This is a genomic window from Enterococcus faecalis, from assembly GCF_029024925.1.
Lineage (GTDB): Bacteria > Bacillota > Bacilli > Lactobacillales > Enterococcaceae > Enterococcus > Enterococcus faecalis.
The window spans coordinates 1,018,113-1,040,952 of sequence record NZ_CP118962.1 but is presented as its reverse complement, the minus strand read 5'-3'; the positions used below and the strand labels follow the sequence as shown (position 1 = coordinate 1,040,952).

At 36.9% G+C, this 22,840-nt stretch carries 24 protein-coding genes and 1 pseudogene; 2 read left to right on the top strand and 23 right to left on the bottom strand.

Going from position 1 to position 22,840, the window contains the following annotated elements:
- Positions 1–55: 55 nt before the first annotated feature.
- The 15 genes from PYW42_RS05190 to PYW42_RS05120 form a co-directional block, all read right to left on the bottom strand.
- Positions 56–862 carry an MBL fold metallo-hydrolase gene (locus PYW42_RS05190; RefSeq protein ID WP_002357943.1) on the bottom strand — a complete coding sequence of 269 codons (807 nt, stop codon included), beginning with the start codon at positions 860–862 and terminating at the stop codon, positions 56–58.
- A 56-nt stretch (positions 863–918) separates the two neighbouring features.
- A complete protein-coding gene (locus PYW42_RS05185) occupies positions 919–1,773 on the bottom strand; it encodes a two-component system regulatory protein YycI (RefSeq protein WP_002365516.1) in 855 nt (284 codons plus the stop codon).
- Positions 1,773–3,083 carry a YycH family regulatory protein gene (locus tag PYW42_RS05180; RefSeq protein ID WP_002391610.1) on the bottom strand — a complete coding sequence of 437 codons (1,311 nt, stop codon included), beginning with the start codon at positions 3,081–3,083 and terminating at the stop codon, positions 1,773–1,775. Before PYW42_RS05180 ends, PYW42_RS05185 begins: the two co-directional genes overlap by 1 nt.
- Positions 3,080–4,909 (bottom strand): cell wall metabolism sensor histidine kinase WalK, encoded by a 1,830-nt coding sequence (gene walK / locus PYW42_RS05175; protein ID WP_002409405.1) that lies wholly within the window; start codon positions 4,907–4,909, stop codon positions 3,080–3,082. Before walK ends, PYW42_RS05180 begins: the two co-directional genes overlap by 4 nt.
- 6 nt (positions 4,910–4,915) lie before the next feature.
- Positions 4,916–5,620, bottom strand: a complete 705-nt coding sequence (gene yycF, locus PYW42_RS05170; protein WP_002357947.1) for a response regulator YycF — start codon at positions 5,618–5,620, stop codon at positions 4,916–4,918.
- 173 nt (positions 5,621–5,793) lie between these two features.
- A complete protein-coding gene (locus PYW42_RS05165) occupies positions 5,794–6,495 on the bottom strand; it encodes an MIP/aquaporin family protein (RefSeq protein WP_002410958.1) in 702 nt (233 codons plus the stop codon).
- 117 nt (positions 6,496–6,612) lie between these two features.
- Positions 6,613–7,473 carry a DegV family protein gene (locus tag PYW42_RS05160; RefSeq protein ID WP_002409403.1) on the bottom strand — a complete coding sequence of 287 codons (861 nt, stop codon included), beginning with the start codon at positions 7,471–7,473 and terminating at the stop codon, positions 6,613–6,615.
- Complete coding sequence (locus PYW42_RS05155) at positions 7,466–8,035, bottom strand: DUF1836 domain-containing protein (protein WP_002357951.1); 570 nt, start codon at positions 8,033–8,035, stop codon at positions 7,466–7,468. Before PYW42_RS05155 ends, PYW42_RS05160 begins: the two co-directional genes overlap by 8 nt.
- 126 nt (positions 8,036–8,161) lie before the next feature.
- Positions 8,162–8,815, bottom strand: coding sequence for a TIGR01906 family membrane protein (locus tag PYW42_RS05150; protein ID WP_002381967.1), 654 nt, complete (start codon positions 8,813–8,815; stop codon positions 8,162–8,164).
- Positions 8,803–9,573 (bottom strand): TIGR01457 family HAD-type hydrolase, encoded by a 771-nt coding sequence (locus PYW42_RS05145; protein ID WP_002409402.1) that lies wholly within the window; start codon positions 9,571–9,573, stop codon positions 8,803–8,805. Before PYW42_RS05145 ends, PYW42_RS05150 begins: the two co-directional genes overlap by 13 nt.
- 5 nt (positions 9,574–9,578) lie before the next feature.
- Entirely contained in the window at positions 9,579–10,214 is a 636-nt protein-coding gene (locus PYW42_RS05140; protein WP_002369593.1) for a YutD family protein, read from the bottom strand.
- A 34-nt stretch (positions 10,215–10,248) separates the two neighbouring features.
- A complete protein-coding gene (locus PYW42_RS05135; protein ID WP_002409401.1) occupies positions 10,249–11,631 on the bottom strand; it encodes a bifunctional metallophosphatase/5'-nucleotidase in 1,383 nt (460 codons plus the stop codon).
- Between the two features lie 124 nt (positions 11,632–11,755).
- On the bottom strand, positions 11,756–13,444 hold the full coding sequence (locus PYW42_RS05130) for a ribonuclease J (protein WP_002357956.1): 1,689 nt from the start codon (positions 13,442–13,444) through the stop codon (positions 11,756–11,758).
- 30 nt (positions 13,445–13,474) lie between these two features.
- Positions 13,475–14,347: a 4-hydroxy-tetrahydrodipicolinate synthase gene (gene dapA / locus PYW42_RS05125; RefSeq protein WP_002361644.1), complete on the bottom strand. Its 873-nt coding sequence runs from the start codon at positions 14,345–14,347 to the stop codon at positions 13,475–13,477.
- Between the two features lie 33 nt (positions 14,348–14,380).
- Positions 14,381–15,448, bottom strand: a complete 1,068-nt coding sequence (locus PYW42_RS05120; RefSeq protein ID WP_002381968.1) for an aspartate-semialdehyde dehydrogenase — start codon at positions 15,446–15,448, stop codon at positions 14,381–14,383.
- Between the two features lie 206 nt (positions 15,449–15,654).
- Between PYW42_RS05120 and PYW42_RS05115 the strand changes: the two genes are divergently transcribed.
- Together PYW42_RS05115 and nfsA are read left to right on the top strand one after the other, a co-directional pair.
- The gene (locus PYW42_RS05115) at positions 15,655–16,113 is read left to right on the top strand and encodes an S-ribosylhomocysteine lyase (RefSeq protein ID WP_002357960.1); all 459 of its coding nucleotides are present in this window, start codon (positions 15,655–15,657) and stop codon (positions 16,111–16,113) included.
- Positions 16,114–16,196: 83 nt separating this feature from the next.
- Positions 16,197–16,931 carry an oxygen-insensitive NADPH nitroreductase gene (gene nfsA, locus PYW42_RS05110; RefSeq protein WP_002409400.1) on the top strand — a complete coding sequence of 245 codons (735 nt, stop codon included), beginning with the start codon at positions 16,197–16,199 and terminating at the stop codon, positions 16,929–16,931.
- Positions 16,932–16,988: 57 nt separating this feature from the next.
- On the opposite strand, the gene PYW42_RS05105 is transcribed toward nfsA, so the two are convergent.
- From PYW42_RS05105 to tagB, 8 genes and pseudogenes are all read right to left on the bottom strand, one after another.
- Positions 16,989–17,237 carry a YtxH domain-containing protein gene (locus tag PYW42_RS05105; protein WP_002357962.1) on the bottom strand — a complete coding sequence of 83 codons (249 nt, stop codon included), beginning with the start codon at positions 17,235–17,237 and terminating at the stop codon, positions 16,989–16,991.
- Positions 17,238–17,327: 90 nt separating this feature from the next.
- Positions 17,328–18,206 (bottom strand): fructokinase ScrK, encoded by an 879-nt coding sequence (gene scrK / locus PYW42_RS05100; RefSeq protein ID WP_002357964.1) that lies wholly within the window; start codon positions 18,204–18,206, stop codon positions 17,328–17,330.
- 226 nt (positions 18,207–18,432) lie between these two features.
- Positions 18,433–18,645, bottom strand: coding sequence for a hypothetical protein (locus PYW42_RS05095; protein ID WP_002357965.1), 213 nt, complete (start codon positions 18,643–18,645; stop codon positions 18,433–18,435).
- Positions 18,638–19,703 (bottom strand): annotated as a pseudogene (locus tag PYW42_RS05090) (DUF916 and DUF3324 domain-containing protein). Before PYW42_RS05090 ends, PYW42_RS05095 begins: the two are co-directional and overlap by 8 nt.
- Positions 19,704–19,841: 138 nt before the next feature.
- Positions 19,842–20,252, bottom strand: coding sequence for a glycerol-3-phosphate cytidylyltransferase (gene tagD, locus PYW42_RS05085; protein WP_002384695.1), 411 nt, complete (start codon positions 20,250–20,252; stop codon positions 19,842–19,844).
- Between the two features lie 53 nt (positions 20,253–20,305).
- On the bottom strand, positions 20,306–20,899 hold the full coding sequence (locus PYW42_RS05080) for a hypothetical protein (protein ID WP_002363732.1): 594 nt from the start codon (positions 20,897–20,899) through the stop codon (positions 20,306–20,308).
- The gene (locus tag PYW42_RS05075; RefSeq protein WP_002360559.1) at positions 20,900–21,646 is read right to left on the bottom strand and encodes a WecB/TagA/CpsF family glycosyltransferase; all 747 of its coding nucleotides are present in this window, start codon (positions 21,644–21,646) and stop codon (positions 20,900–20,902) included. It abuts the gene before it with no gap.
- Positions 21,636–22,748, bottom strand: coding sequence for a teichoic acid biosynthesis protein TagB (gene tagB, locus PYW42_RS05070; RefSeq protein ID WP_002378198.1), 1,113 nt, complete (start codon positions 22,746–22,748; stop codon positions 21,636–21,638). The genes PYW42_RS05075 and tagB overlap by 11 nt, the downstream gene beginning before the upstream one ends.
- Between the last annotated feature and the right edge of the window lie 92 nt (positions 22,749–22,840).

Here is a 22,840-nt window from a genome sequence, read left to right as displayed (position 1 = left end):
AAAAATCACTTTGGATTTTTGCTCCACGCTCAAAAACTGATAAACCACCATTATTCTAAATTTGAAATAACTCTGAGGCTGAATCGGGGTCTGTATCATATACCTTAAATGCTTCACCGACGCCTAAATCCTTTTGCTTCAAAGTAGACTCCATTGCCATTCGCGCATGAAGTTTCGTATTATTTTCTTTGCTAAGATGACCTAAATAAATGCGTTTTGTTTTATCACCTAACACATCCGCCATCACAAGAGCACCATCATCATTGGATAAATGGCCTTTATCTCCTAAAATCCGTTGTTTAAGACTCCATGGATAAGGTCCTGCTCGCAAAATTTCAATTTCATGATTGCTTTCGACTAAATAAGCATCTGCATTTTCAATCGTACCACGAATATGATCGCTACAATAACCTGTATCCGTTAGAACAACAAAGGAACGATTATTGCGATGAAAACGATAAAATTGAGGCGCAATCGCATCATGTGAGACACCAAAACTTTCAATGTCCATATCTCCCAAGGTCAAAACTTTGCCCATTTCAAAAATATGTTTTTGAGCGACATCGACTTTGCCAATCATGGGATCCATCGCTTGCCACGTTTTTTCATTGGCATAGACATCTAACTTATATTTTCGCGCTAACACGCCAACGCCATGAATGTGATCCCGATGTTCATGTGTAACTAAAATCGCATCTAAATCTTCTGGTTTGCGATTGACTTCTGCTAACAGTGAAGTGATTTTTTTGCCACTTAAACCCGCATCTACTAATACTTTCTTTTGGTTGGTTTCAATAAAAAGGGAATTGCCTGTACTGCCACTGGCAAGAACACTGATATTAAAAGCAAACTCTGAATCCATTTAAAACTCTTCCCTTCTACATTACAACATTAACGTGTTTCATTATACAACGGACCTTAATGTTTTTCCACCTTTGGCACAGTATTATTTGTGATGATGGTATTACTTACGGCATTCACCTGTTCAATTTCAACTGAATCTTCACCAGTAGAAATTCCTACAAACCAGACTGGAACGTATACATTTTTCTCACGAATTTTATAAATTCTTGAATAGGCCAATTTAATGAATGTTATTTTGGAATTACTAGGAATCCGGTTATTCATATAGAGCGTGTCTATCGCATCACGATTGGAATATAAATCCGTTTTGTCCCGTAACTCTTCAATATTTTCAATGTGCGTTTGCGAATATTTACTAATTTTCCATAATTCACCTGACGTATCTGCTAAAATACTTAATTTTGCCGTGTCGTCTCTAAAAGGAATTCCTTTATACGATTGTGCAGCCACAATTTCTGCCGTCGGCTCTTTTAAATGAGAAAATTCTGGTAAGTATTGATATTCGTCTCCGAATAATAAAGCATTTTTTTCATTTAAAAAGGTACTTAAATCTTTATCAATTTTCTTAGGATCAATAAAATAGTTTTTACTAGGCACACTCGTTAAAGTATTATCCGCAATTTGCAGCCCATTTCTCAAAAAGTTTTTATTCTTTTCACGTTGGATTTTTAAAGCAGCAGAAAAATTGGTTTGTTCGCCACTTAAATAATAGCCTTCCAATCGTTCTGAAGAAAGTGTCCCTTTATACGAGATGTTATCTTTTTCCAACCGACTTTCAATCGATTCTGTTTGGCTGGAAGAAGAGACGTTGCTCTCCTCTTGTTGACCTTCCCGATAAATTCCAAATAAAAAGATATTTAATCCTAAAAACGCTAAGAAGAAAATCCACTCAATTCGTTTAAAATCCATTAGCCCACCTCCAAGCTTGGTAATTGTTTTACCAAGTCCGTTGCAGTGTACCAATTGTTGTTATAAAGGACATACCATTCCGGACTTAAATCAACGACTTGTTTGACTTCTTCAATTGTCTGCCACGTATAACCGATAACAGCCGATTGGATTTTTTCCTTTTTAGCACCAGCCGTTTCTAAACGCTTAATCAATTTTTCCGTGCTTTCCAGCGTCACTTCTTCTTCTGAAGGAATCGGCACTTGGATCGTATTCACACTTGTGTTAATGGTTACGCTTGGTGCAGCACCATCGTTGTTCGTGATGCGAATATCCACTTGGCCTTTTAAATCATTACTGAACACTGGGAAACCTTCCACAAAAGTCCGATAATTGACACTATCTTTCGTTCGATCAAAGTAACGTAAATTCCCCATATTGGTTCCTAAACGTTTTACATAAGAAAAGCTTTGATTATAGATTGAGTCCCGTTTATTCTCTTCTGGCAAGGTCCCTTTAAAATCGATTTTCCCCAGTTTTTCTTCTGCAAACAATCGTTCTTCTTTACTCGTATAGGTTAAGTCTTGACTGTCTTCATTGGTTTGGATATCTTCCGTTTCATTGAAAAAAGCATTCCTAAAACGAGTAACTGGTTGCGAAGCTAAGATATAACTGTACTTTTTCAACTTCATATCATTGGTTAAATAACATTGTCCTTGTTTGGTTAGCGTATTTTCGGAAACGTCTTGATATTGCAATCCCTCTTTATTGATAATTCCCATTAAGCGCGCCTTATTAACAGTCATGGGCGCTTCATAGACGTTGGATTGATCATAATCTAAAAAACGTATCTTATTTTCGTTAAAATCCAATTGAATTTTCGTAAAATACTGGTCCGTCAACTCATTAAAGTTAGTAAAATTAATGGATAGATTATAAATCGAAGCATAGTCCGAGATTAAAAAGGGACCTTGATAAAGAAGTTCAATGCCTTGTTCCATTTGGTTGTAGCGCTTAAGTTGCTCTGCATTTTTTGTCACAACTTGTGTCAATTTACCAAACGTAGCCATTTTAATATCATTTTGAACATTACTAATTAATGTTTCACGATTACTTTGCATCGCTTTTCCATCGGCTATTCGAATCAATTGCAAAGGTAAATAGACATCGCCAATGGCTTTTTCATTGACAGCTGTTGTGACTTGGCTTCCCGACTTCATTTCTGGTATTTTTTTGGCAGAATTCAGCCAGATATTGACTGAAAAATATATACTTAAAATGACCATCAAAATCAAGCCAATTCTTGTAATCCATTCTGATAATTTCATCATTCCCACCAATCCTCTTCATAAGGTTCATATGGTAGTGAAATATAGAAAGTTGATCCTTCACCTTCTGTACTTTCCACCCAAATACTCCCGTTATGGGCCCGAATTACTTCTTTAGAAATTGCTAAACCTAAACCAGTCCCACCTTGTGCTCGCGCACGTGCTTTATCCACACGATAAAAACGCTCGAAGACTTTCCCGAGATCTTTTTTAGGGATGCCCAAACCTTGGTCCGAGATACTAAAGACGACATTATTATGTGTTTCAACTAGTCGGCAGGTAATGACGCCGCCATCTGGCGAATACTTAATCGCATTGTTCAAAATGTTGTCAAAAACCTGAATTACTTTGTCTGTATCTAACTCTACCCATAAATCGCGTTTAGTAAATTCACGGCGAATTTTGTAATTTTTTTGCTCATTTTCAATCATCATATCAAAGCGATCCAAGACAAAATTAATCAATTCGTTAAAATTCACATACTCTAATTGAAGATGTGTATTCCCAGAGTCCATCCGAGATAAATTTAACAAATCATTAATCATACGAATCATCCGGTCGGTTTCTTCTAACGTGACTTTTAAGAAATTCGGCGCAATCTCAGGGTTTTCCCAAGCTCCTTCACTCAAAGCCTCTATATAACTACGCATACTTGTCAAAGGCGTTCGCAACTCATGAGAAACATTGGAAACAAATTCCCGTCTTTCCCGTTCGTTTTTTTCCTGTTCTGTGACGTCATGAAGTACGCAAACTAAGCCAGTAATAAATCCTGATTCCCGACGAATCATCGTAAAGTCTACCCGGATAATCATTTGGTCTTCTTCACGATCAGACGTTGAGCGATCAATCAGCAGTTCATCTGGCTCTTCTAACAGCTTCCGCAATGTGTAATCTTCTTCAATATCTAACAACTCTAATAACGAGGTCCCAATCACATTTTCATTTTTTACATTTAATAATGAAAGGGCCATCTCATTAATCGTAATCACCTTTCCGCGGCGATCCGTCGCAATGACACCATCTGTCATATGCGTTAAGACACTATCTAAACGATTTCTTTCTGCTTCCATTGTTTCTTGTGCTTCTTCAATCCGTTCTGATAATTGATTAAATGTTTCTGCTAATTGGCCTAATTCATCTTTTCCATGGACTTCTACTTTTCCAGCGTAATCACCACGAGCGATTCGAATGGCTTGCTCGCGCATTTCACCAATCGGCTTCGTGATTGATCGTGCAATCAGTAGGGTCACAATAATCGAGATTGCTGCGGCAATAATAGAAGCAGTGAAAAAGATACTTGCTGTGTTAGTAATTTCTTGGTATTTATTTTCTAAATTACTTTTCACATAAAGGACACCAATCACTGTTTCTCCAGTAGGCGATTGAATCGGCTGGACATTCACATACACGCGTTTATCATTATCTAAAGCTTGATATTTTTTACTCGTAAAGTCATTTAAATCACGATAATCATTCTTTTTCCCAATAATATTTTGTTGATTTAAATCATTGGTTGCCCGAATAATCCCTTTATCATCGACAATTCTCGCTTCAGAAATGTCTGCATTTGAAAAATCAGATAACGCTTTTTTTAAATTTGCATCAACGTCACTACGTTCGAGATCTTTATTGCTCATCTGCGTGCTTAACGTATTTGACAATTGGACAACCTGGGAATCCATATTTTTCTTAAAATCGGAAATTGTAGTGGCTTCCAATTCACGAATGAAGTAGCCACCAATGATTTGAATCGCAATCAGTAACAGCAGAATAAATGATAAAGCAATCTTAAAATTAACAGATTGAAAAAAGTGAACTTTTTTCTTCATACCTGATTACTCCTGTTCAGGATTTCTTAGATAATAACCAACCCCACGACGAGTAACTAAATACGTTGGATGACTTGGACTATCTTCAATTTTTTCTCTTAAACGACGTACGGTTACGTCCACTGTCCGCACATCACCAAAATAATCATAACCCCAAACGGTTTGTAATAAATGTTCACGAGTCATCACTTGTCCGATATGTTTTGCTAAGTAATAAAGTAACTCAAATTCACGGTGGGTTAATTCAATTTTTTCACCCCGTTTTGAGACCATGTATGCATCAGGATGAATGGTTAAATCACCAATCGTTAATTCAGATTGCGTTGTCACCTCGGCTTCTTTCGCATTGGTTGCACCTCGCCGTAAATTGGCTTTTACACGAGCAACTAATTCACGATTTGAAAATGGTTTCGTTACATAGTCATCGGCTCCTAATTCCAATCCTAAAACCTTATCAATTTCAGAATCTTTGGCAGTCACCATAATGATTGGCATATCATGTGTTTTGCGCACTTCTCGCGCGACTTCTAAGCCATCCATTTTAGGGAGCATTAAGTCTAAAATAATTAAGTCTGGTTCCACTTCTTCCACTTTTTCAAGTGCTTCTTCTCCATCGTAAGCAGTAAATACTTCATATCCTTCTTTAACCAAATTATATTTAACGATCTCTGAAATTGGCTTCTCGTCATCAACTACTAAAATTTTCTTCACAAAGAGACACCTCTTTTTCCTTCTAATCTTATTTGATACTTTCCTATTATACCTTATTTTGATGATGTTTTCATCTTTGGTTAAAAATGCGCCTTTAGGTTCTCCTAGTATAACAAAAAAAGAATCTCTGACAACAATTGACGCTTGTTATCAAAGATTCTTCTTCCGCTAATCTATTCTTCCGTATCTAAGACGAATTTAGCTACAAGAGCGGCTAATAATCCACCAATTAATGGCGCAACGATAAAAATCCACAACTCAGATAATGCTGAACCACCCGCAAAAACGGCTGGCGCGATGCTACGAGCTGGGTTGACAGAAGTTCCTGTCAAAGGAATGCCGACTAAGTGAATCATTGTTAGTGTTAACCCAATTACGATTCCTGCTAATGAAGCATTGCCTTTCTTAGCACTTGTAACTGTCATGACAACTAAAACAAAAATAAATGTTAAAATAATTTCGACTGTCATTGCACCAGCAACACTTAATTCCCCTACGCCATTTTGACCTAAGTTCTCAATACTTTTACCAGCACCTTTTAGAATGCTTAATAATGCAAATGAGGCAATCAAGCCGCCAACAATTTGTCCCACTACATAGTAGATTAGTTCCATTGTTGTTATTCGTTTATTAAGCCACATTCCTATAGAAACAGCTGGATTTAGATGTGCACCTGAAATTGTGCCAATACTATAGGCAGCAGCAACGATTGTTAACCCAAATGCTAAGGCAATCCCCGTTGTTCCAATCCCTTCCATACCATTTCCTAGAACGGCTGTTCCTGTCCCAAAAAAGACAAGAATAAATGTTCCTAAACATTCTGCTATTGCTTTTTTCACAAAAAATTCCCCCTTTGTAGATGAATTGTAACACATTCGTGAAATTTTCAATATAATTTTCGTTGTTTTTCCAGCAAAATGATATTTCTATGAAAAAGAGAAATCTTAAATGAAAAATCCCCTCAAAAAAATTTGAGGGGATTTTTCATTTAATTAATCATTTAATAACTGTATGCCAACACCTAAAAGTCCTGGTCCTGTATGAACAACTAATGCCGGACTAATTGTTCCAAAGTAAATTTCTTCTGCTTGTGGAAAAGCTGCTTTCAAGCGTTCCATCATTGCTTTTGCTTCTTCCTCTGCCGCACCGTGAGCGACTGCCAAACGGAAACGGGGTGCCTCACCTATAAAGTTCGTCACCAACTCAAACGTTTTATCAAGACTTTTTTTACGGCCGCGAGACTTAGCCACCGTATAGTAAATGCCTTCTTCATTACAAGAAATAATGGGGTTTAATTTTAGCGCATTCCCTAAAATAGAAGTGACTAAACCAATTCGTCCACCTTTTTGTAGATATTCTAAAGTGGCTACATTAAAAAATACTTTTGCGTTGGCTACTTCTTCTGTTAATTTTTGTTGTAATTCTTGCCATCCTAATCCTGTTTCAATTAATTCTGCTGCTCGTATCGCCTGAATGCCAGCCCCGATACCAATGTTCTTTGTATCTAAAACAAATACATCTAGTCCTTCGGTTTGTTCTCCAAGCAAGCGAACCACATTATACGTTCCACTTAAACCACTAGAAATGGTCACCGCTAAGACTTTTTCGTAACCCACTTCTTTAATTTTGTCAAAAATAGCTTGGATTGTTGCACCATCAGGTAATGAAGTACTAGGGATTTCTTTCTCTAAACGTTGATACACTTCTTCTGGTGTAATATCTACCTTATCTGTATAGGTTTTTTCAGGATAAATAATCTGTAAAGGCAAGACATACATGCCGTATTGTTTGACTAATGCCTCTGGAACATCTGTCCCAGAATCAACCAGTAGTGCGATCTTTTCTTTATTCATGTGTCATCTCATCCATTTCTTTTAAGTATTCTTGTTCCAATTCAATCACTTTTTCACTAAACATTTTAGTAGCAAAAGACATTGTCGCTGCTTTTACAGCCAAATATTCAATCCCCATAGGTTCTTGTGATTTGGCCTGAACTTCTTTTTCTTGCGCTTGAGCAGCAATCACATAAATCGCTCGCTCCTGTTCTTGACAAAATAAATTGTACGCTTCACGAATACCAACCGTGGCTCCTTGGAATAAAATGCCTTGCTTAATTTCTGGCAATGTTAACACTTGTTTCAACAACGTAATCGCAATTAAAAACGCTAAATGCTTTTGATTGTAGCGCTTTTTCACTGGGGCCGGGATTAACCCGTGTTTGACATAATTATTAACCATTGAGGACGTTAACAAAGTATGTTTTTCCAGTGTAATCAATGGGGATAAGTATTTTTCTATCAGAGTAATCACTTGATCCATATATAATTCAATGTCTGGTAACTCATGCCATCTTGGCAAATGAACGTTTTCCAATTGTTGGCCCCAATTTTGTAGTGATTTTTCTATCTCGTCCATAAAAACCCTCCTAACCATTTCTAAAAAAGAATATCATACTTTTGACAATTATTCAATCTAGTTTTTAAAACTAGATTGAATAAAAAAGAAAAGCGAGCAATTTTGGAATTGTTCACTTTTCTCTCTTTATTTTTTTAAAGAACGTTTTCCGATTAAAACACCTATCAAAAACAGGCCTTCTAATAAAACAAAAAACAAGATAAAACAATGCATAAAGTAGGCTTCAGGCAAGGCATTGATAATCGGATCAGTCAGCGGATTAAATAACCAAGCATCGTTGTTAAAAAATAATCCATGAAACGCAATAAAAAATTGATCAAAGCCAATCAGCATGAAAAAGCCAAAAAGCACAGGCAAAAACATTCCCCACTGAAATGGCCGTATCAATGTCCATAAACGCTGATTTTTTACCAAATATTTTAAATAAAGGACACTAGGCATCAACGTAACTAGTAATACGCCATAGCACAATAAAAACAATTTTTTCACTTCATAAAAATGAAAAGCCGCGCTATCAGACATTGGAAAATCAGGAAATACTAATGTTTTTTCAAAAGGATTGTTTAAGTACATCATTAAATGATCGTAATTTTTAATCAAGGTCACACGATCAACCTCTACGTCTTTTAAAATATTTAAGTGTTGGATATCAAAAAGATACAATGGACGAAAATTAATCGTGATCGTGATACTTAAAGCCACAATCGTTAAAAACAAACAAATGAGTCCAAGTGTTTCCCTTAAACGCAATTTCGACCTCATCATACTCAAAAAGTCCATTCATCTAAGGAATCAACAACATAGGTTGGTGGCGTTGGCAAAGTTGGAACAGCTGACTTAGGGGTAAAACCTGATATAACTAACAAGCTATCAATACCATTTTGAATCCCTGATTGAATATCGGTTTCATAATTATCTCCAACCATAATTACTTGCTCTTTTTCCACGCCTAAATGCGCAATCGCTCGTTCCATGATAATCGCTTTTGGTTTGCCAATATAAACTGGTTTTGTTTGAGTAGCTGTCTCCACAAACGTCACAACTGAACCTGCACCAGGTAATAAGCCTCTTTCTGTCGGAATGTTCTTATCTGGATTGGTCCCAATAAACAACGCCCCTTTTTGAATGGCTAAGGTAGCTAAAACCACTTTTTCGTAAGATAATTCTGTATCAAGTCCCACGACAACATAATCAGGATTTGTTTCATCCCATTCAAAACCTGCTTCTAAAATTAAGTCAATTAAACCAGCCTCGCCGATGACAAAGACTTTCTTGCCTCGATTGGTTTCTTTCATGTAATCAATCGTCGCTAAAGTCGCTGTATAAACAAGGGATGCTGGGACATGAATATCAAATTCATTTGCTAAACGTTGTGCCACTGTTTCAGGAGATTTAGTGGTATTATTCGTTACAAATAAAAAAGGCAAATCTTTTTCCTGTAACTGCTCGACAAAACGTTTTCCGGCTGGAATTGGTTCTTTTCCTAAATAAATCGTTCCATCTAAATCAATTAAATATCCTTGATAGTCTTTTTTCACTCTGTTTACTCCTCACGTTGACGAATCGTAAAGCCTTTGCCAGATTTTTTGGAACTAGGCTGTTTGGGTGTAGTCGTTTTTTTATTTTCTTCTTTTCGCGTACGAATCACTGGCTTGCTATTTTTATTAGCGGGCGCACTCTTTTCCTCGACAAACGCGTTAGAACGATTATTCTTTTTATGGCGACGACGACGATGCGTTGTTTTTTCTTTACGTTCCCCTGTTCGTTCAATTACAAAATAGGCACAGCCAAAATTACAATATTCATACAAATAGTCTTCTAGTGTATCAATGCGTTGATCCGGCGCTGCCCGACGATTAGAAGTATCAAAAAAGCCACGCAAGCGTAACTGTTCATAGCCCCAGTCTCCTACGATATAATCATAACGCGCTAATACTTCACTAAACCGTTCACCTAAGCGTTCAGGATCAAAGGCATCACGATGATTTTTAACAATTCGGTACTCTCTTTCACCAATTTGAATATCTGTTTCATTCACAATGGTGACAATTTCCCCTTTTTTCTTTTCTTTTACAGGTTCTTCTTTTATTTCTTCAAGAACTGCTGTTAGTTCTTCTGTAAAGGTTGCAGCAGTTTCTGTTTCTTTTTCTTTTTTTTCGGTTGTCTTTTTGTCTGTCATTTTTTCACCACCTAGTTTTTATTATACCTTGTTTTTATTTGATTGGATAGTGGGCATGCAGATAGTTCGCCACGACAGTTCTTAAAACGTCTGGAAATAAAAATTCGACTTCTCCAACTAACTCAATCGTTGGGAAAAACGGAACAAATTGAAAGTGATCCACTGTTGTCAGCGTATACTTCTGCTCTGGCTGAATAGGTTTCCCTTGCCAAAAAACGGTCTGGCTATTTCGCTCAAAACGAATCCCATCATAACATAATTCGCCAAAAATTTTCCCGCGGAAGCCCATCCCGCGAATCGGAAATTTCCGCAGAAATTGACGACTTTTTTCCATTTCACGAATCAAACGGCTCATGTCTGACCCTTTCAAGGTAACCTTGATTAAATGCATTGGATGAGGCAAGGCCTCATGTAATTGGTCTGCATTGATTATTCCTTCTGGTAAATCTGCTAAAAATAACCCGTTGTTCAACACAGCCGCTTCGGTCTGCCCCGCTTCTTTTAACGCCTTCAAGGCAACAGTTATAAAGGCATGCGGTTGCCGTAAGTCCGTTGACAAGGTTTCAGGGATTTGTGCAATTTGCTGCGCTTGCAATAGTCGATGACCTTCCGTTAAGTAACCCGCAATTTCCTTGGCATCCGTTGCTTGCTCTTCTAAACTTGCTGTTTCAATCGTTTTCGCATAACTTGTGACTTGCTTCGTGTCGGCATCCACAAACAGATGCACTTCACCAATATACTGTCCATATTTGCCAGCAGCTGCTAGTTGCACATGATTAATTTTTTCACCATCTTTAAATAAATGATGTGTATGGGAACCTAAAATCACTTGAATTTCAGGATAATTCGCCGCAATCATAAAATCAGTATCTATCCCCAAGTGACTAAGCAAAATGAGAACATCACATTGAGGCGCAACTTCTGTAATCAGTTGAGGAAGGACTGCTTCCACTTGTTTGATTGTCCAGCCATTGGGATTATACGTTAAAGGAAATGGTGCGGTTAAGCCAATAAACCCTAACTTTGTGCCTTCTTTAGTTGTCATAATTTTATATGCTTGACAAAAATCTGGTAACGTTTGGGTTTTTGGTTCTTCTAAATTAGCTAAGACCACTTCAAATGTTGCCTGATCATATAAATGCTCTAATTGTTTCTTTGATTTGCCGATTCCTTCATTATTTCCAATTGTAACCAGGTCATACGCTAATGTATTCATTATAGCTACATTTGCTCGACCATCTGTTGCTTCGGTCAAAGGATGACACCGATCTGAAAAGTCACCTAAATCAATGGTTACGACTGTTTTGCCCTCTTTTTGGTACAGCGAACGTTTGGCTTTAACCAGACGCCGTATTTTGGGCCAATTTTCAAAGTGAGAATGAAGATCATTGGTATGGAACAACACAATCTCTTCCACTAAAATCGCCTCCTTTATTCAGCGCTCTGATTAATAGTACCATATTTATAGAAGAAAGTTACAAAAAAGAACAGATGACTTTAGAAGAATTTCTCCTAAAATCACCTGCTTTGATCAGGACGAACTATGCGTTATTTTTGGGACGCTTGCGTTGCGTCGCTTCCATGATAACTGGTAAGATCACAGGACGACGTTTGGTTTGTTCAAATAAATAACGGCTTAAGTTTTCGCGGATTTCTTGTTTCAGTTTGCTCCATTCGAAATCGTCACTTTCTAAATGCTTTTCAACAATTTCTGTGACAATATTGCTACTTTCTTTCATTAGGTCTTTACTTGTTTTAACGTAAACAAAACCTCTAGAAGTAATTTTAGCTGGTGAAACAATTCGTTTTTCTCGGCGATTAATTGTCACAACAGCCACAAAAATACCATCTTCGGAAAGAATACGACGATCTCGTAAAACGATATTACCAATATCGCCGACACCAATCCCGTCAATCATAATATTTTCGGCCGTTGTGCTGCCAGCTACCGACATTCTACCTTTTGTATACTCTAAAATGTCCCCACGACCTGTAATAAAGATATCTTTATAAGGCATGCCAATTTCGTGTGCTAAGTCCGCATGCGCAGCTAACTGACGGTATTCACCTTGGACAGGAATGAAATATTTTGGTTTCATTAAGTTCAACATCAATTGCAAGTCATTCGGATTAGCGTGACCAGACACACGTAAATTGTCGGAAATTTGCTTCACCGTAGCACCGGCCCGATAGACAATATCCTCTGTTTTGGCAACCGTTGTTTCCATGGCCGTTGTCGGCGTTGTCGTAATATAAACTAAATCGCCTTCTTCAATTCGAACGACACCATGTGTATTATTAGCCATTTTTTGAAGTGACTTAATAGGTTCTCCCATCCGGCCTGTTTCTAAAATTAATAACTGTTCGGGTGCATATTTTTTCATTTCTTTTGGTTTCACTAATAGATCTTCACTTGGCAATTGTAATTTTTCTAATTTCATCGCCGTCCGAATAATCCGTTCAAAATCTTGGCCTGTCAAAACGACTTTACGACCAGAACGATCCGCTGCATTCAATACTTGTTGAACCCGTTGCAAATTACTTGCCACACATGCCACGATGATTCGTCCTTCCCAATAGCGAATCGTGTCGAACACTTCATCAGCGATTTGGGCTTCCGATGCAACTTGGGCTGGGTTTTCAGCATTTGATGAATCACTAAGTAGCGCCAAGACGCCTTCTTTCCCAATTTCAGCCAAGCGGCCATAATCGGTTTGATACATCTCAATCGCACTTTGATCAAATTTAAAATCACCAGTATAAACAATGTTACCTTCTTTTGTTTTGATGCTAACACCAATCGAATCTGGAATGGTGTGCGTTGTTTTAAAGAAGCTCACCGTTGCTTGACCAAAATCAATTTCTGTATGCGGGTCAATCACATGGAAATCTTTAAATTTCTTCGTTTCCGCATGACTGTTGACACTTAGTTTTGCTAGTTCAATCGTTAATTCTGTCCCAAAAACAGGCACTTGAATTTTTGAAAGCAAATACGGTAAGGCCCCAATTGCATCTGCATGGCCATGTGTTAAAAAGACCCCTGCAATTCGTTCACTATTTTCTTCTAAATACGTAAAATCCGGAATGACAACGTCAATTCCTAAAAGTTCGTTCTCTGGATATTGTAATCCACAATCCAGTACAAAAATTTCATCTTCCACTTCAGCAACGTACATATTTTTTCCATTTTCACGAACGCCGCCTAATGGAACGATTTTTATTGTACTCACTCTTTTCACCTCTCTATGATTACACGTTCTTTAAATCTCTAACGTGCGAATAATTCTTTGCTCTTCTTCTGGTGTACAAGCAACTAGAGGTAACCGTAAATTTCCAACAGGAATACCTAAATGATTTAAGGCAGCTTTCACGGGTGCCGGCGAAGGCACTGAAAACAATGCATTCATTTTTGGTAATAACTGTCGTTGAATTTTAGCCGCTTCCGGCAAGTTCCCCTGCTCCAGCGCTTGATACATCTCATACATTGACGAACCGAAGACATGACTGGCTACCGAAATAACCCCTTGTCCGCCAAGTGCCTTGGTGGCAAAAGCCAACCCGTCTTCTCCAGTATACACTAGAAAGTCTTTTGGCGCTCTTTCAATCAACTCAGTAATTGCATCTAACCCTGCACATTCTTTAATCGCCACAATTTTTTCCAATTGTGCTAAGCGCAAAGTAGTTTCCACTTCTAGGCATGCAGCCGTTCTACCAGGAACATTGTACAAAATAATTGGCAGTTCACTTGCTTCTGCGATGGTTTTAAAATGTTGATACATACCTTCTTGATTTGGTTTATTATAATAAGGAACAACCGCCAAAACAGCATCAATACCAGCGATTGTCGCTAACTCTTTCACAAAAGCGACTGAGTCACGTGTATCATTCGTACCTACACCACAAATAATCGGAATACGTCCATCGATCAGTTCAATAATTCGCTGGAATAATTGTAATTCTTCTTCATGAGTTAACGTGGGTGATTCACCAGTTGTTCCTGCTAAAATAACGCCTTCTGTATGATTGGCCAATAAATAGTCTACCAATTGCGGTAGTTTATCAAAATCTATTTCTCCCGATTCTTGAAACGGCGTAACCATTGCCGTAATAATTGTTGCATTCGTTAAATCCATCCTATTCCCTCCCGAGTATACAATACAAACCTTCTAGTCGTTTTCAGGTACACGAAGCAAATTCATTTCGTGTAGCGTTTCAGCAATTTGGACCGAGTTCCAAGCAGCTCCTTTTAATAGGTTGTCTGACACAATCCATAAATGGAAACCGTTCTTCACGTCAACGTCTTGACGAATACGGCCGACAAATGTTTCTTTCTGGTTGACGCTATTTAGCGCTTGTGGATATAGTTGTTCACTTGGCTCATCTTGCAAAATTACACCTGGAGCTTGCGCCATTAATTCTTGGATGGCTGAGACCGATGCATCTGCTTGTTTCACTTCTATATAAACAGATTCAGAATGTCCTGAAATTACCGGAATACGGACACAGGTGGCAACGACTTTTAGCTTGTTGTCTCCCATGATTTTTTTTGTTTCATTCATCATTTTCCATTCTTCGTAGGTATACCCTGCTTCTGAAAAAACATCAATTTGAGGCAACGCATTAAAAGCAATTGGATAATGTTTTTCGTCACTGCCAGCTGGTAAAATTTCAGCTGACCATTCACTGACAGGTTTTCCCTCTAAAAAATCTTCGGCTTGTTCTTTTAGCTCATTAATTGCACGGATACCTGCGCCACTCACAGCTTGATACGTTGAAACGATGATTCGTTCTAAGCCAAACGCTTGCCGAATTGGTTCTAAGGCCACCATCATTTGAATCGTAGAACAATTGGGATTTGCGATGATTCCCTGATGATTTTTCAAGGCTTCCGGGTTCACTTCTGGAACAACTAAAGGAACATCTTTTGCCATTCTAAAATGGCTAGTGTTGTCAACAACGACAGCTCCGCGCTTAACTGCTTCTGGTGCAAACTTTTCGGAAATACTCCCACCAGCACTAAATAATGCTAAATCGATTCCTTCAAATGATTCCGGGACTAATTCTTCCACGATAAGAGGTTGTCCTTTAAACTGAATCTCTTGTCCAGCAGAACGCTTAGACGCCAATAACCTCACACTGGCAATTGGCAAACTTGTCTCTGCTAACAATTCAATCATTCTTGTCCCGACAGCACCTGTTGCTCCTACCACGGCAACATGATATTCTTTTCCCATATTTTCATACTCCCCTCTTACCTTCTTGTAAAAGCTACTTGTCCTATTTTACCATAGTATTGAAAAAACCTACATAGTCAAAAAAATGATTTTTTTATTTTCCCATGATATTTTAAAACTATTACCCATCAAAGGACTATCCATTGACTTTTGACTTAAATTTGTTATAGTTAAAACGAATTTAATTATAAAGGGAGAGAAATTTCATGGCACGCGTAGAAAGTTTTGAATTAGATCACAACACAGTAAAAGCACCATATGTTCGCCTTGCTGGCACAGAACAAAATGGTGATGCGTTAGTCGAAAAATATGACTTACGTTTCTTACAACCAAACAAAGATGCCCTACCAACAGGCGCATTACACACGTTGGAACATTTATTAGCAGTTAACATGCGTGATGAATTAAAAGGAATCATTGACATTTCGCCAATGGGTTGCCGCACTGGTTTTTATATGATTATGTGGGATCAACATTCACCACAAGAAATCCGTGATGCATTAGTCAACGTTTTAAACAAAGTAATCAATACAGAAGTTGTTCCAGCAGTCTCTGCAAAAGAGTGCGGAAACTACAAAGATCATTCTTTATTTGCAGCGAAAGAATACGCAAAAATCGTCTTAGACCAAGGAATTAGTTTAGATCCATTTGAACGTATTCTGTAATCTTTAGCAATTAACGACAGAGAAACCCACTATTAAGCTGTGGGTTTTTCTGTCCTCTTTCTTAATTTAAACGGAGGTTTTTTATGAATCAAACAATCGAACAATTACTAAGTCACCGTTCCGTTCGTCATTTTAAAAAGCAAGCGTTAACGGACAAGCAGAAACAACAGTTAATTACTGCAGCTCAAGCAGGATCAAGCTCCAATTTTTTACAAGCTTATACAATTATAGAAATCAAAGATCCTGAGCTACGAAGAGAATTGGGACGTTTAGCGAATTGTGAAGACTATGTCGTTAACACTGGTTTGTTCTATGTTTTTGTTGCTGATTTGTATCGTCATGCAACGATTTTGTCAAAAGAGGGGCAATCATTGGAACCCTTAAAGACACCAGAATCATTATTAGTAGCTGCCGTTGATACAACGATTGCTGCCCAAAACATGGCCATTGCGGCTGAATCTATGGATTTAGGGATTTGTTATATTGGCGGCATTCGAAATGACTTAGACACAGTAGCCAAACGCTTATCTTTGCCTGAATTAACTGTACCACTTTTCGGATTAACAATCGGTGTACCAGAAACGTTAAATGGTGTAAAACCACGGATGCCTTTTGAAAATATTTTAAGCGAAAATCACTACCAATCAGACAAATTGACAGATATGCACACATATGATGAATTATTAAAAGATTATTATGCCAGCCGCTCAAGTAACGCCCAAACAGCGGATTGGTCACAGAAGTCTTTGTCCTATTTTTCTTATAATCGTCGGCCAGAAGTAAAAACATTTTTACAGAAGCAAGGATTTGATATCTAAACAAAAGAGCGTGGGCTTACGTTATTTCAACGTAAGCCCACGCTCTTTTGTTAATTTTTATTTATCTTTACTAAATTTGTCTTTTAAGTCTTCAAAGCCTTCTTTAACTTTATCAGTTAATTTTTCAGCGCCTTCTTTAAGGTCATCGCCGGCATCACGTGCTTTGTCTTTTACGTCAGCAAAGGTTGATTGAGCTTTTCCTTCAAGTTCTTTGCCTTTATCATCCGTAACTTTGCCTTGCGCTTCTTTTGCAGTACCTTCTACTTTATCTTTTGCATCGTCAAAACGTCCTTTTAAATCTGCCATGCTAATCCCTCCTAAATAATTAATTACATAATAAGAGTATCATTCTTAGCCATTTCCTTCAAATATAATGCATGAACTGCGAATAAATGGTTATTTTTGAGCTATTAAAGCTTTTTTTGCCAAGGCAAAGCAACCAATTGTTCCTGGATTATCTTCTAAAAGAGGCGTCACCAAGTATTTTTCTAAAGGCGGTGTTTCCACATATCCATTGACTAATTCAGCAAATTTTTCACGAACTTTCGGCATCAAATGACGTTGTTTCATGACGCCGCCGCCTAAAATGATCACTTCTGGCGCTAATAATAAAGTAGTATTGTACGCCGCTTGCGCTAAATAATAAGCTTCTAGTTCCCAAGTTTTATGATCCTCTTCCAATAAATGTCCTTTTTTACCAGAACGACCTTCAACTGCTGGTCCTGCTGCAATCCCTTCTAAACAATCTCCATGATAAGGACAATTTCCTGCATACGTATCTTCAGGATGACGACGGACTAACGCATGCCCCATTTCTGGGTGGCTAAAGCCTTCAATAAACTCACCGTTTTGAATCGCTCCAGCGCCAACACCAGTTCCAATTGTATAATATACACAACTAGATGTATGTTGCCCATTTCCAGCAACATACTCACCATATGCCGCAGCATTCACATCCGTTGTCCAAGCCATTGGCACATCAAAATGTTGTTTCATAGTCCCTAACAAGTCAAAGTTACGCCAAGCTAATTTTGGTGTAGAAGTGATATAACCATACGTAGGAGAATCAACGTGAATATCAATCGGACCAAACGAACCAATCCCAATCGCTTTTAAAGGATATTGTTGGAAAAATTCTATTACTTTTTTCATTGTTTCTTCTGGGGTTGTTGTGGGAAAACTGACACGTTCTACGATGGTCAAATCATCTGTCCCAACGCCACATACAAATTTTGTGCCACCGGCTTCGATACTTCCTAAAAGTTTTTCTGTCATTGCAATATGCTCCTTCGTTTCCATTTTATAAGTAAGCGGATACATTACTTTTGATTAAATAACTAACATACACGTTTAGTTTACCACTTTTTTGTCGTTTCGACAGAACAATTTAACAATTTCAGTCAGGTTGCCCAATGAAATCTGGCAAGTTGCTAAAGAGCATTTTCCTAAAACAAAAAAACGAGCATTCACGGTTATCTAACAATGAATGCTCGTTTTTTGTTTATTGATTCTTTAGCGAAAAATATAACAATAGTCCGATTGTAATCCACCCACCACTAAGTAAAAGCATTAACCAACTTAAAAGCGTTTCTTTTAGAATACTTCTGGGTTCTTTTGCATGCTGAATAAAACTCATACTAGTCAGCAAAGAAAAGAGGAAAAACATAAAACAAATGACCGCTAAACCGCCAGATAACCAAAACCAACTAGCCATTATTCTCACTCTCCTTTTCGCTTGTTTTTTGATAATTATTGCGCCAAATGACACTATAAATTGCCCCAATTGTGATTACTAACAACGTGTAGAAAGTCGGTAACCACCATGTAGGTAGGACCCATTTGACCGTAGCCTCTTGATTCAATTTTTTTGCTTCACGAGTGTTAATCGTAAATTCTTGTTGAAAAGGCCAAGACTGTTGTTCATCTTGTTGTAAAATAGCACGTCCTGTAAATATATAAGTCTCAGCATCTAGCGGTTGTTTACCCAAATCAAGATGAAAATTCATGGAACTATTTGGGGCAAAGCGAACATTTTTTTAGTGTCCGTTGTGCAATTTTTTTAGAGGATTCTTTTTTTATCACTTGACCTTCTAAACGAACTTCTGGAAAAATAGCAGCATATGGATTTTGAATGACCGCCTTTAGTGATTTGGCCCCTAAAGCAATTGTAGGTGTTACTTTCGCTAATTTCAGTTGGTTCACCTCTGTTAAAGGAGCATTCTCAGCACTCCTCATGGCAATCGCAACATTAAACCCGTAGCGACTGGTTAATCCCGTTGTTTGGTTCTCTTCCTCTGTTTTTTCATCTTTGAGATGCGCATAAACCCCGCCTAAAACAACTCCTTTGATAGGCTGATCAAGTCCCTTCACCTTCATCTTTGCTGATACTGTTTGATGAGGCGGCACACTCACTTCCTCATTTTCTAAAGTAACCAAGTCTGTCAGCGGAACCTTTAACGATGAATCAAGTGGTTTATCAAAATCATTGTACACAATCAACCCGTTATCATTTGTTGATGCATTTGCTAGAGTCAATACGAGGGACAATTTTTCGTCTGTCTTATTTTTTATATCTAAGACAATAGTGGAAGATTGCTTTGGTGCCAGAATTAAATCATAATAACTTGATGTTCCTGACACTTGATTTTCTGGTAAAACAGGCGTTACTGTAAATTTAGTCTTCATTTCTTCTGTAGCTTCTACTTTTGGAACAATAATAAAAAATGTGAAAAACAGAAATAGACAGAAAACACCGACTTTTTTTCTACTCATTTCTTCAAGATCTCCTTTATAAAGCTGAATGTACCTACTAGTCTAACAAATCAGCGAAACAATGCTGATTAATCTTTGACTTTTGGGAAGGATAATCTTGAAAAAAGTCTCCTTGAAAAATACCAAGGAGACTTTTTATTATTCACTATAATATAATTCTTTTTTTATCTGTGTGGTTGATACTTCTGGCGTTCGTGGCAAATAAAGAACCTTTGCGGTTGTTTCAACTTCTAGAAAATCAAAAGCCCCTTGCCAATCATCGCCCATGACTAAAGTATCAATTTTAAATTCAGCAATATCGGAAACTTTTTGTTTCCAACTAGTTTCAGGAATAACTAAATCAACATAACGAATTGCCTCTAATAATTGTTTACGTTTTTCATATGAAAAATAACTTTGTTTCTTTTTTTCTAAATTAAAAGCATCTGTTGATAGTCCAACAATCAGGTAGTCCCCTTGTTGTTTCGCTTTTTTCAACAAATTAATATGACCATAGTGCAGGAGGTCAAATGTGCCGTAAGTAAGTATTTTTTTCATAAAAACCTCCATTTGTACTTTGATATTTCTTCGTTAATTATCAATTTTTATGAATAGAAAAAAGGCTACTCTTGATTGACTTTGATGGTTTTTCGATCAAATTTTTTATTTTCTGTAGCAGTATAGATTAGTAATAACTTACTCAGAGATTTTATAGAGAAAGACGTTGTTGTAGCTTTTTTTAATTGCTTTAACTGCTTTTGCAATTTTAACGGATTTTTATCTTTTAATAATTTAATTTTCGTTAAACGAAAAATGTGTTCCTGATGCTCAAATGAACGTTCAGCATCTGAATGACTAAAACGAAGATATTCTGAAAGCACCTCTTGATTTACAGCAACTTTTCCTTTTGGTAAAAACCATTCTTTGCCATTTTGATCTATTAGATGCCGCTCACTTTGATTTGAAATAACAATTTCTTTATCGTCTTCAAAAAGATACGAAAAAAGCATTGCTTTTTTTATAATTATGTACTCAGTTACTTCATATGAAGACAATTTTCTTAATTCTTCTATCAAACTATTCCATTGATTATTTTGAACAAATTTACTTAGTTTGTGAATAGGTGGTACTCGTAAAATGAACTTCTCATCTTTCTCTATTTTCACGATATAAAAAGTTGTGTCTAAGTCATTTTCCCAAATAAACAAAATAATCATTTACTGCCCCCTAGACTTGTTGTTCCGATACTTAATAGTCAAATAAATATATTTAGGAATTTGCATTAACCGATCGTATCTCTTCATTGTCAAACAACGATATAACCATTCCAAATTGTGATTTATATAAAATTCTGGCGCTCTTTTTACTGATCCAGCTAATACGTCAAAAGTACCGCCTACGTCTAAAAATACATTAGCTGTCAGGTGATCAATTGTTTGTTCCAAAAAAATCTCTTGTTTCGGTGAACCTAATGCTACAAAGACAAACCTTGGTTCAGCTTTGTTAATTTGTTCCACAATTTCTTGCTGTTTTTTCTTTGTATAGCCATGTAAAATACCGCTAATAACAATCCCTGGATATTGTCGTTGAATATTTTTAGCTGCTGCTTCAACTACTTCTTGCTTTGCACCATACAAGAAGATTCGTTCCTTATGTTGATTTGCATACTCTAAAAAATTATCCATGACATCAATTCCTGTAACTCTTTCACGAATAGACCCACCCATTAGCTTCGATGCCTTGACCACACCTATCCCATCTGCAATCCGATGAGTTGCTCTTTTCAAATATAACTTAACTTCTGGATGTTCAAATGCTAACAATGAAATCTGCGGATTAACGCTAGTTACAATCATTTTCTCTTTAGCTTTGAGATAACTTTCTAAGTCATCCATAATTTCTTGATGTGTTAATACGTCAACTGGTAATCCCCCAATATATTCAGTGCGTACCTTACTTTTCACAAAATCCCCCCAAGATTCTCTCTACCAACTCTACTATTTTATTAATGGTCTCTTTTGACTGATATTGATTCCATTCTTCGTTAATTCTAGTAATATTATCTTTATAACTATTTATTGAAAAATTTGACAATGCCACAATCAACTGTTTTTCATTTTCAACTAACGGTCCTGGTAAATATTCAAAAAAATCAGGCTCAATTCCAGGATTTAATGCATATTTTTCTAAATCTGGACAAAAAAATAAAATATTCGGTTGCTCTTTAACATGCATGTATTCAAAGACCACACTCGAATAATCAGTAATCAAGTAGCCTATTTCACTAAAGCTTTCAAAAATATGCTTTTCCCAAATAGAAACATTTCTCGGTAGTTCAATGGCATCTAACTGGATTGATGGATGTAATTTCATATAAAAATGAAAATTTGGCATAGCAGAAAAAGCCTTTATTGCTTGATTTATCACAAGCATCATTTCATTCATTCCCTCTCGATAAGTTGGTGCATATAAAACTTTATTATTCTGATTTGTTTCTCCTACCTCTAATTTTTCAAGATAAGCAAGACGCGGCGAACCAAAATGACAAAATTGAGCATTCTCGAGACGATAATTGTTTCTAAAAATTGCTTCCATTTTTAGTGAATTAACGATAAAATAATTCATTTTATCGTAAACTTTTTGAAACCTGATTTGATCCTTGCTACTTCTATGTTTCGTGTGATAAGCACCCCAGCCAAACTGTTTTAAAGCCCCATTAGCATGCCATAATTGGATAACTACTTGCTTTTTTTTTAAAATTGCCAATTCTGGAAAATAATTATCTACAAAAATTAACGGCGCTGACTTCAAGTATGAAATCGCCGTTGTAATCAACAAAGTTTTCTTATCAAAAAGTATCGTCTTTATGCCTTTTTGATTTAAGGATGCTGCGTATGATTGACAATTTTTTGTATAAAGTACTATTATCATTCCGTGATATTGTTGTTCTAATTGTTCAATTAAATGTCCATCATTTCTTGGGAAACTCATTATGTACACAATTTTTACTTTTTTATGCTTGTACGGTCTCCATCTTAATACTGTTAAGTACAATTGTTTTAGCACTTTTATATCCTTTCACAAACAATAGTTTTCTTATAAAAAAGATATGATCAAAGTCTTTAAAAAGAAAAAGCTTACATATAAACTCATTAAAA

Excerpts from the sequence above, each read along its gene's own strand:
- PYW42_RS05190 (WP_002357943.1), bottom strand. The coding sequence starts at position 862 with ATGGATTCAGAGTTTGCTTTTAATATCAGTGTTCTTGCCAGTGGCAGT.
- PYW42_RS05185 (WP_002365516.1), bottom strand. The coding sequence starts at position 1,773 with ATGGATTTTAAACGAATTGAGTGGATTTTCTTCTTAGCGTTTTTAGGA.
- PYW42_RS05180 (WP_002391610.1), bottom strand. The coding sequence starts at position 3,083 with ATGATGAAATTATCAGAATGGATTACAAGAATTGGCTTGATTTTGATG.
- walK (WP_002409405.1), bottom strand. The coding sequence starts at position 4,909 with ATGAAGAAAAAAGTTCACTTTTTTCAATCTGTTAATTTTAAGATTGCT.
- PYW42_RS05165 (WP_002410958.1), bottom strand. The coding sequence starts at position 6,495 with ATGTGTTACAATTCATCTACAAAGGGGGAATTTTTTGTGAAAAAAGCA.
- PYW42_RS05160 (WP_002409403.1), bottom strand. The coding sequence starts at position 7,473 with ATGAATAAAGAAAAGATCGCACTACTGGTTGATTCTGGGACAGATGTT.
- PYW42_RS05155 (WP_002357951.1), bottom strand. The coding sequence starts at position 8,035 with ATGGACGAGATAGAAAAATCACTACAAAATTGGGGCCAACAATTGGAA.
- PYW42_RS05150 (WP_002381967.1), bottom strand. The coding sequence starts at position 8,815 with ATGGACTTTTTGAGTATGATGAGGTCGAAATTGCGTTTAAGGGAAACA.
- PYW42_RS05140 (WP_002369593.1), bottom strand. The coding sequence starts at position 10,214 with ATGACAGACAAAAAGACAACCGAAAAAAAAGAAAAAGAAACAGAAACT.
- dapA (WP_002361644.1), bottom strand. The coding sequence starts at position 14,347 with ATGGATTTAACGAATGCAACAATTATTACGGCAATGGTTACGCCGTTT.
- PYW42_RS05120 (WP_002381968.1), bottom strand. The coding sequence starts at position 15,448 with ATGGGAAAAGAATATCATGTTGCCGTGGTAGGAGCAACAGGTGCTGTC.
- PYW42_RS05115 (WP_002357960.1), top strand. The coding sequence starts at position 15,655 with ATGGCACGCGTAGAAAGTTTTGAATTAGATCACAACACAGTAAAAGCA.
- nfsA (WP_002409400.1), top strand. The coding sequence starts at position 16,197 with ATGAATCAAACAATCGAACAATTACTAAGTCACCGTTCCGTTCGTCAT.
- PYW42_RS05105 (WP_002357962.1), bottom strand. The coding sequence starts at position 17,237 with ATGGCAGATTTAAAAGGACGTTTTGACGATGCAAAAGATAAAGTAGAA.
- scrK (WP_002357964.1), bottom strand. The coding sequence starts at position 18,206 with ATGACAGAAAAACTTTTAGGAAGTATCGAAGCCGGTGGCACAAAATTT.
- PYW42_RS05095 (WP_002357965.1), bottom strand. The coding sequence starts at position 18,645 with ATGGCTAGTTGGTTTTGGTTATCTGGCGGTTTAGCGGTCATTTGTTTT.
- tagD (WP_002384695.1), bottom strand. The coding sequence starts at position 20,252 with ATGGAGGTTTTTATGAAAAAAATACTTACTTACGGCACATTTGACCTC.
- PYW42_RS05080 (WP_002363732.1), bottom strand. The coding sequence starts at position 20,899 with ATGATTATTTTGTTTATTTGGGAAAATGACTTAGACACAACTTTTTAT.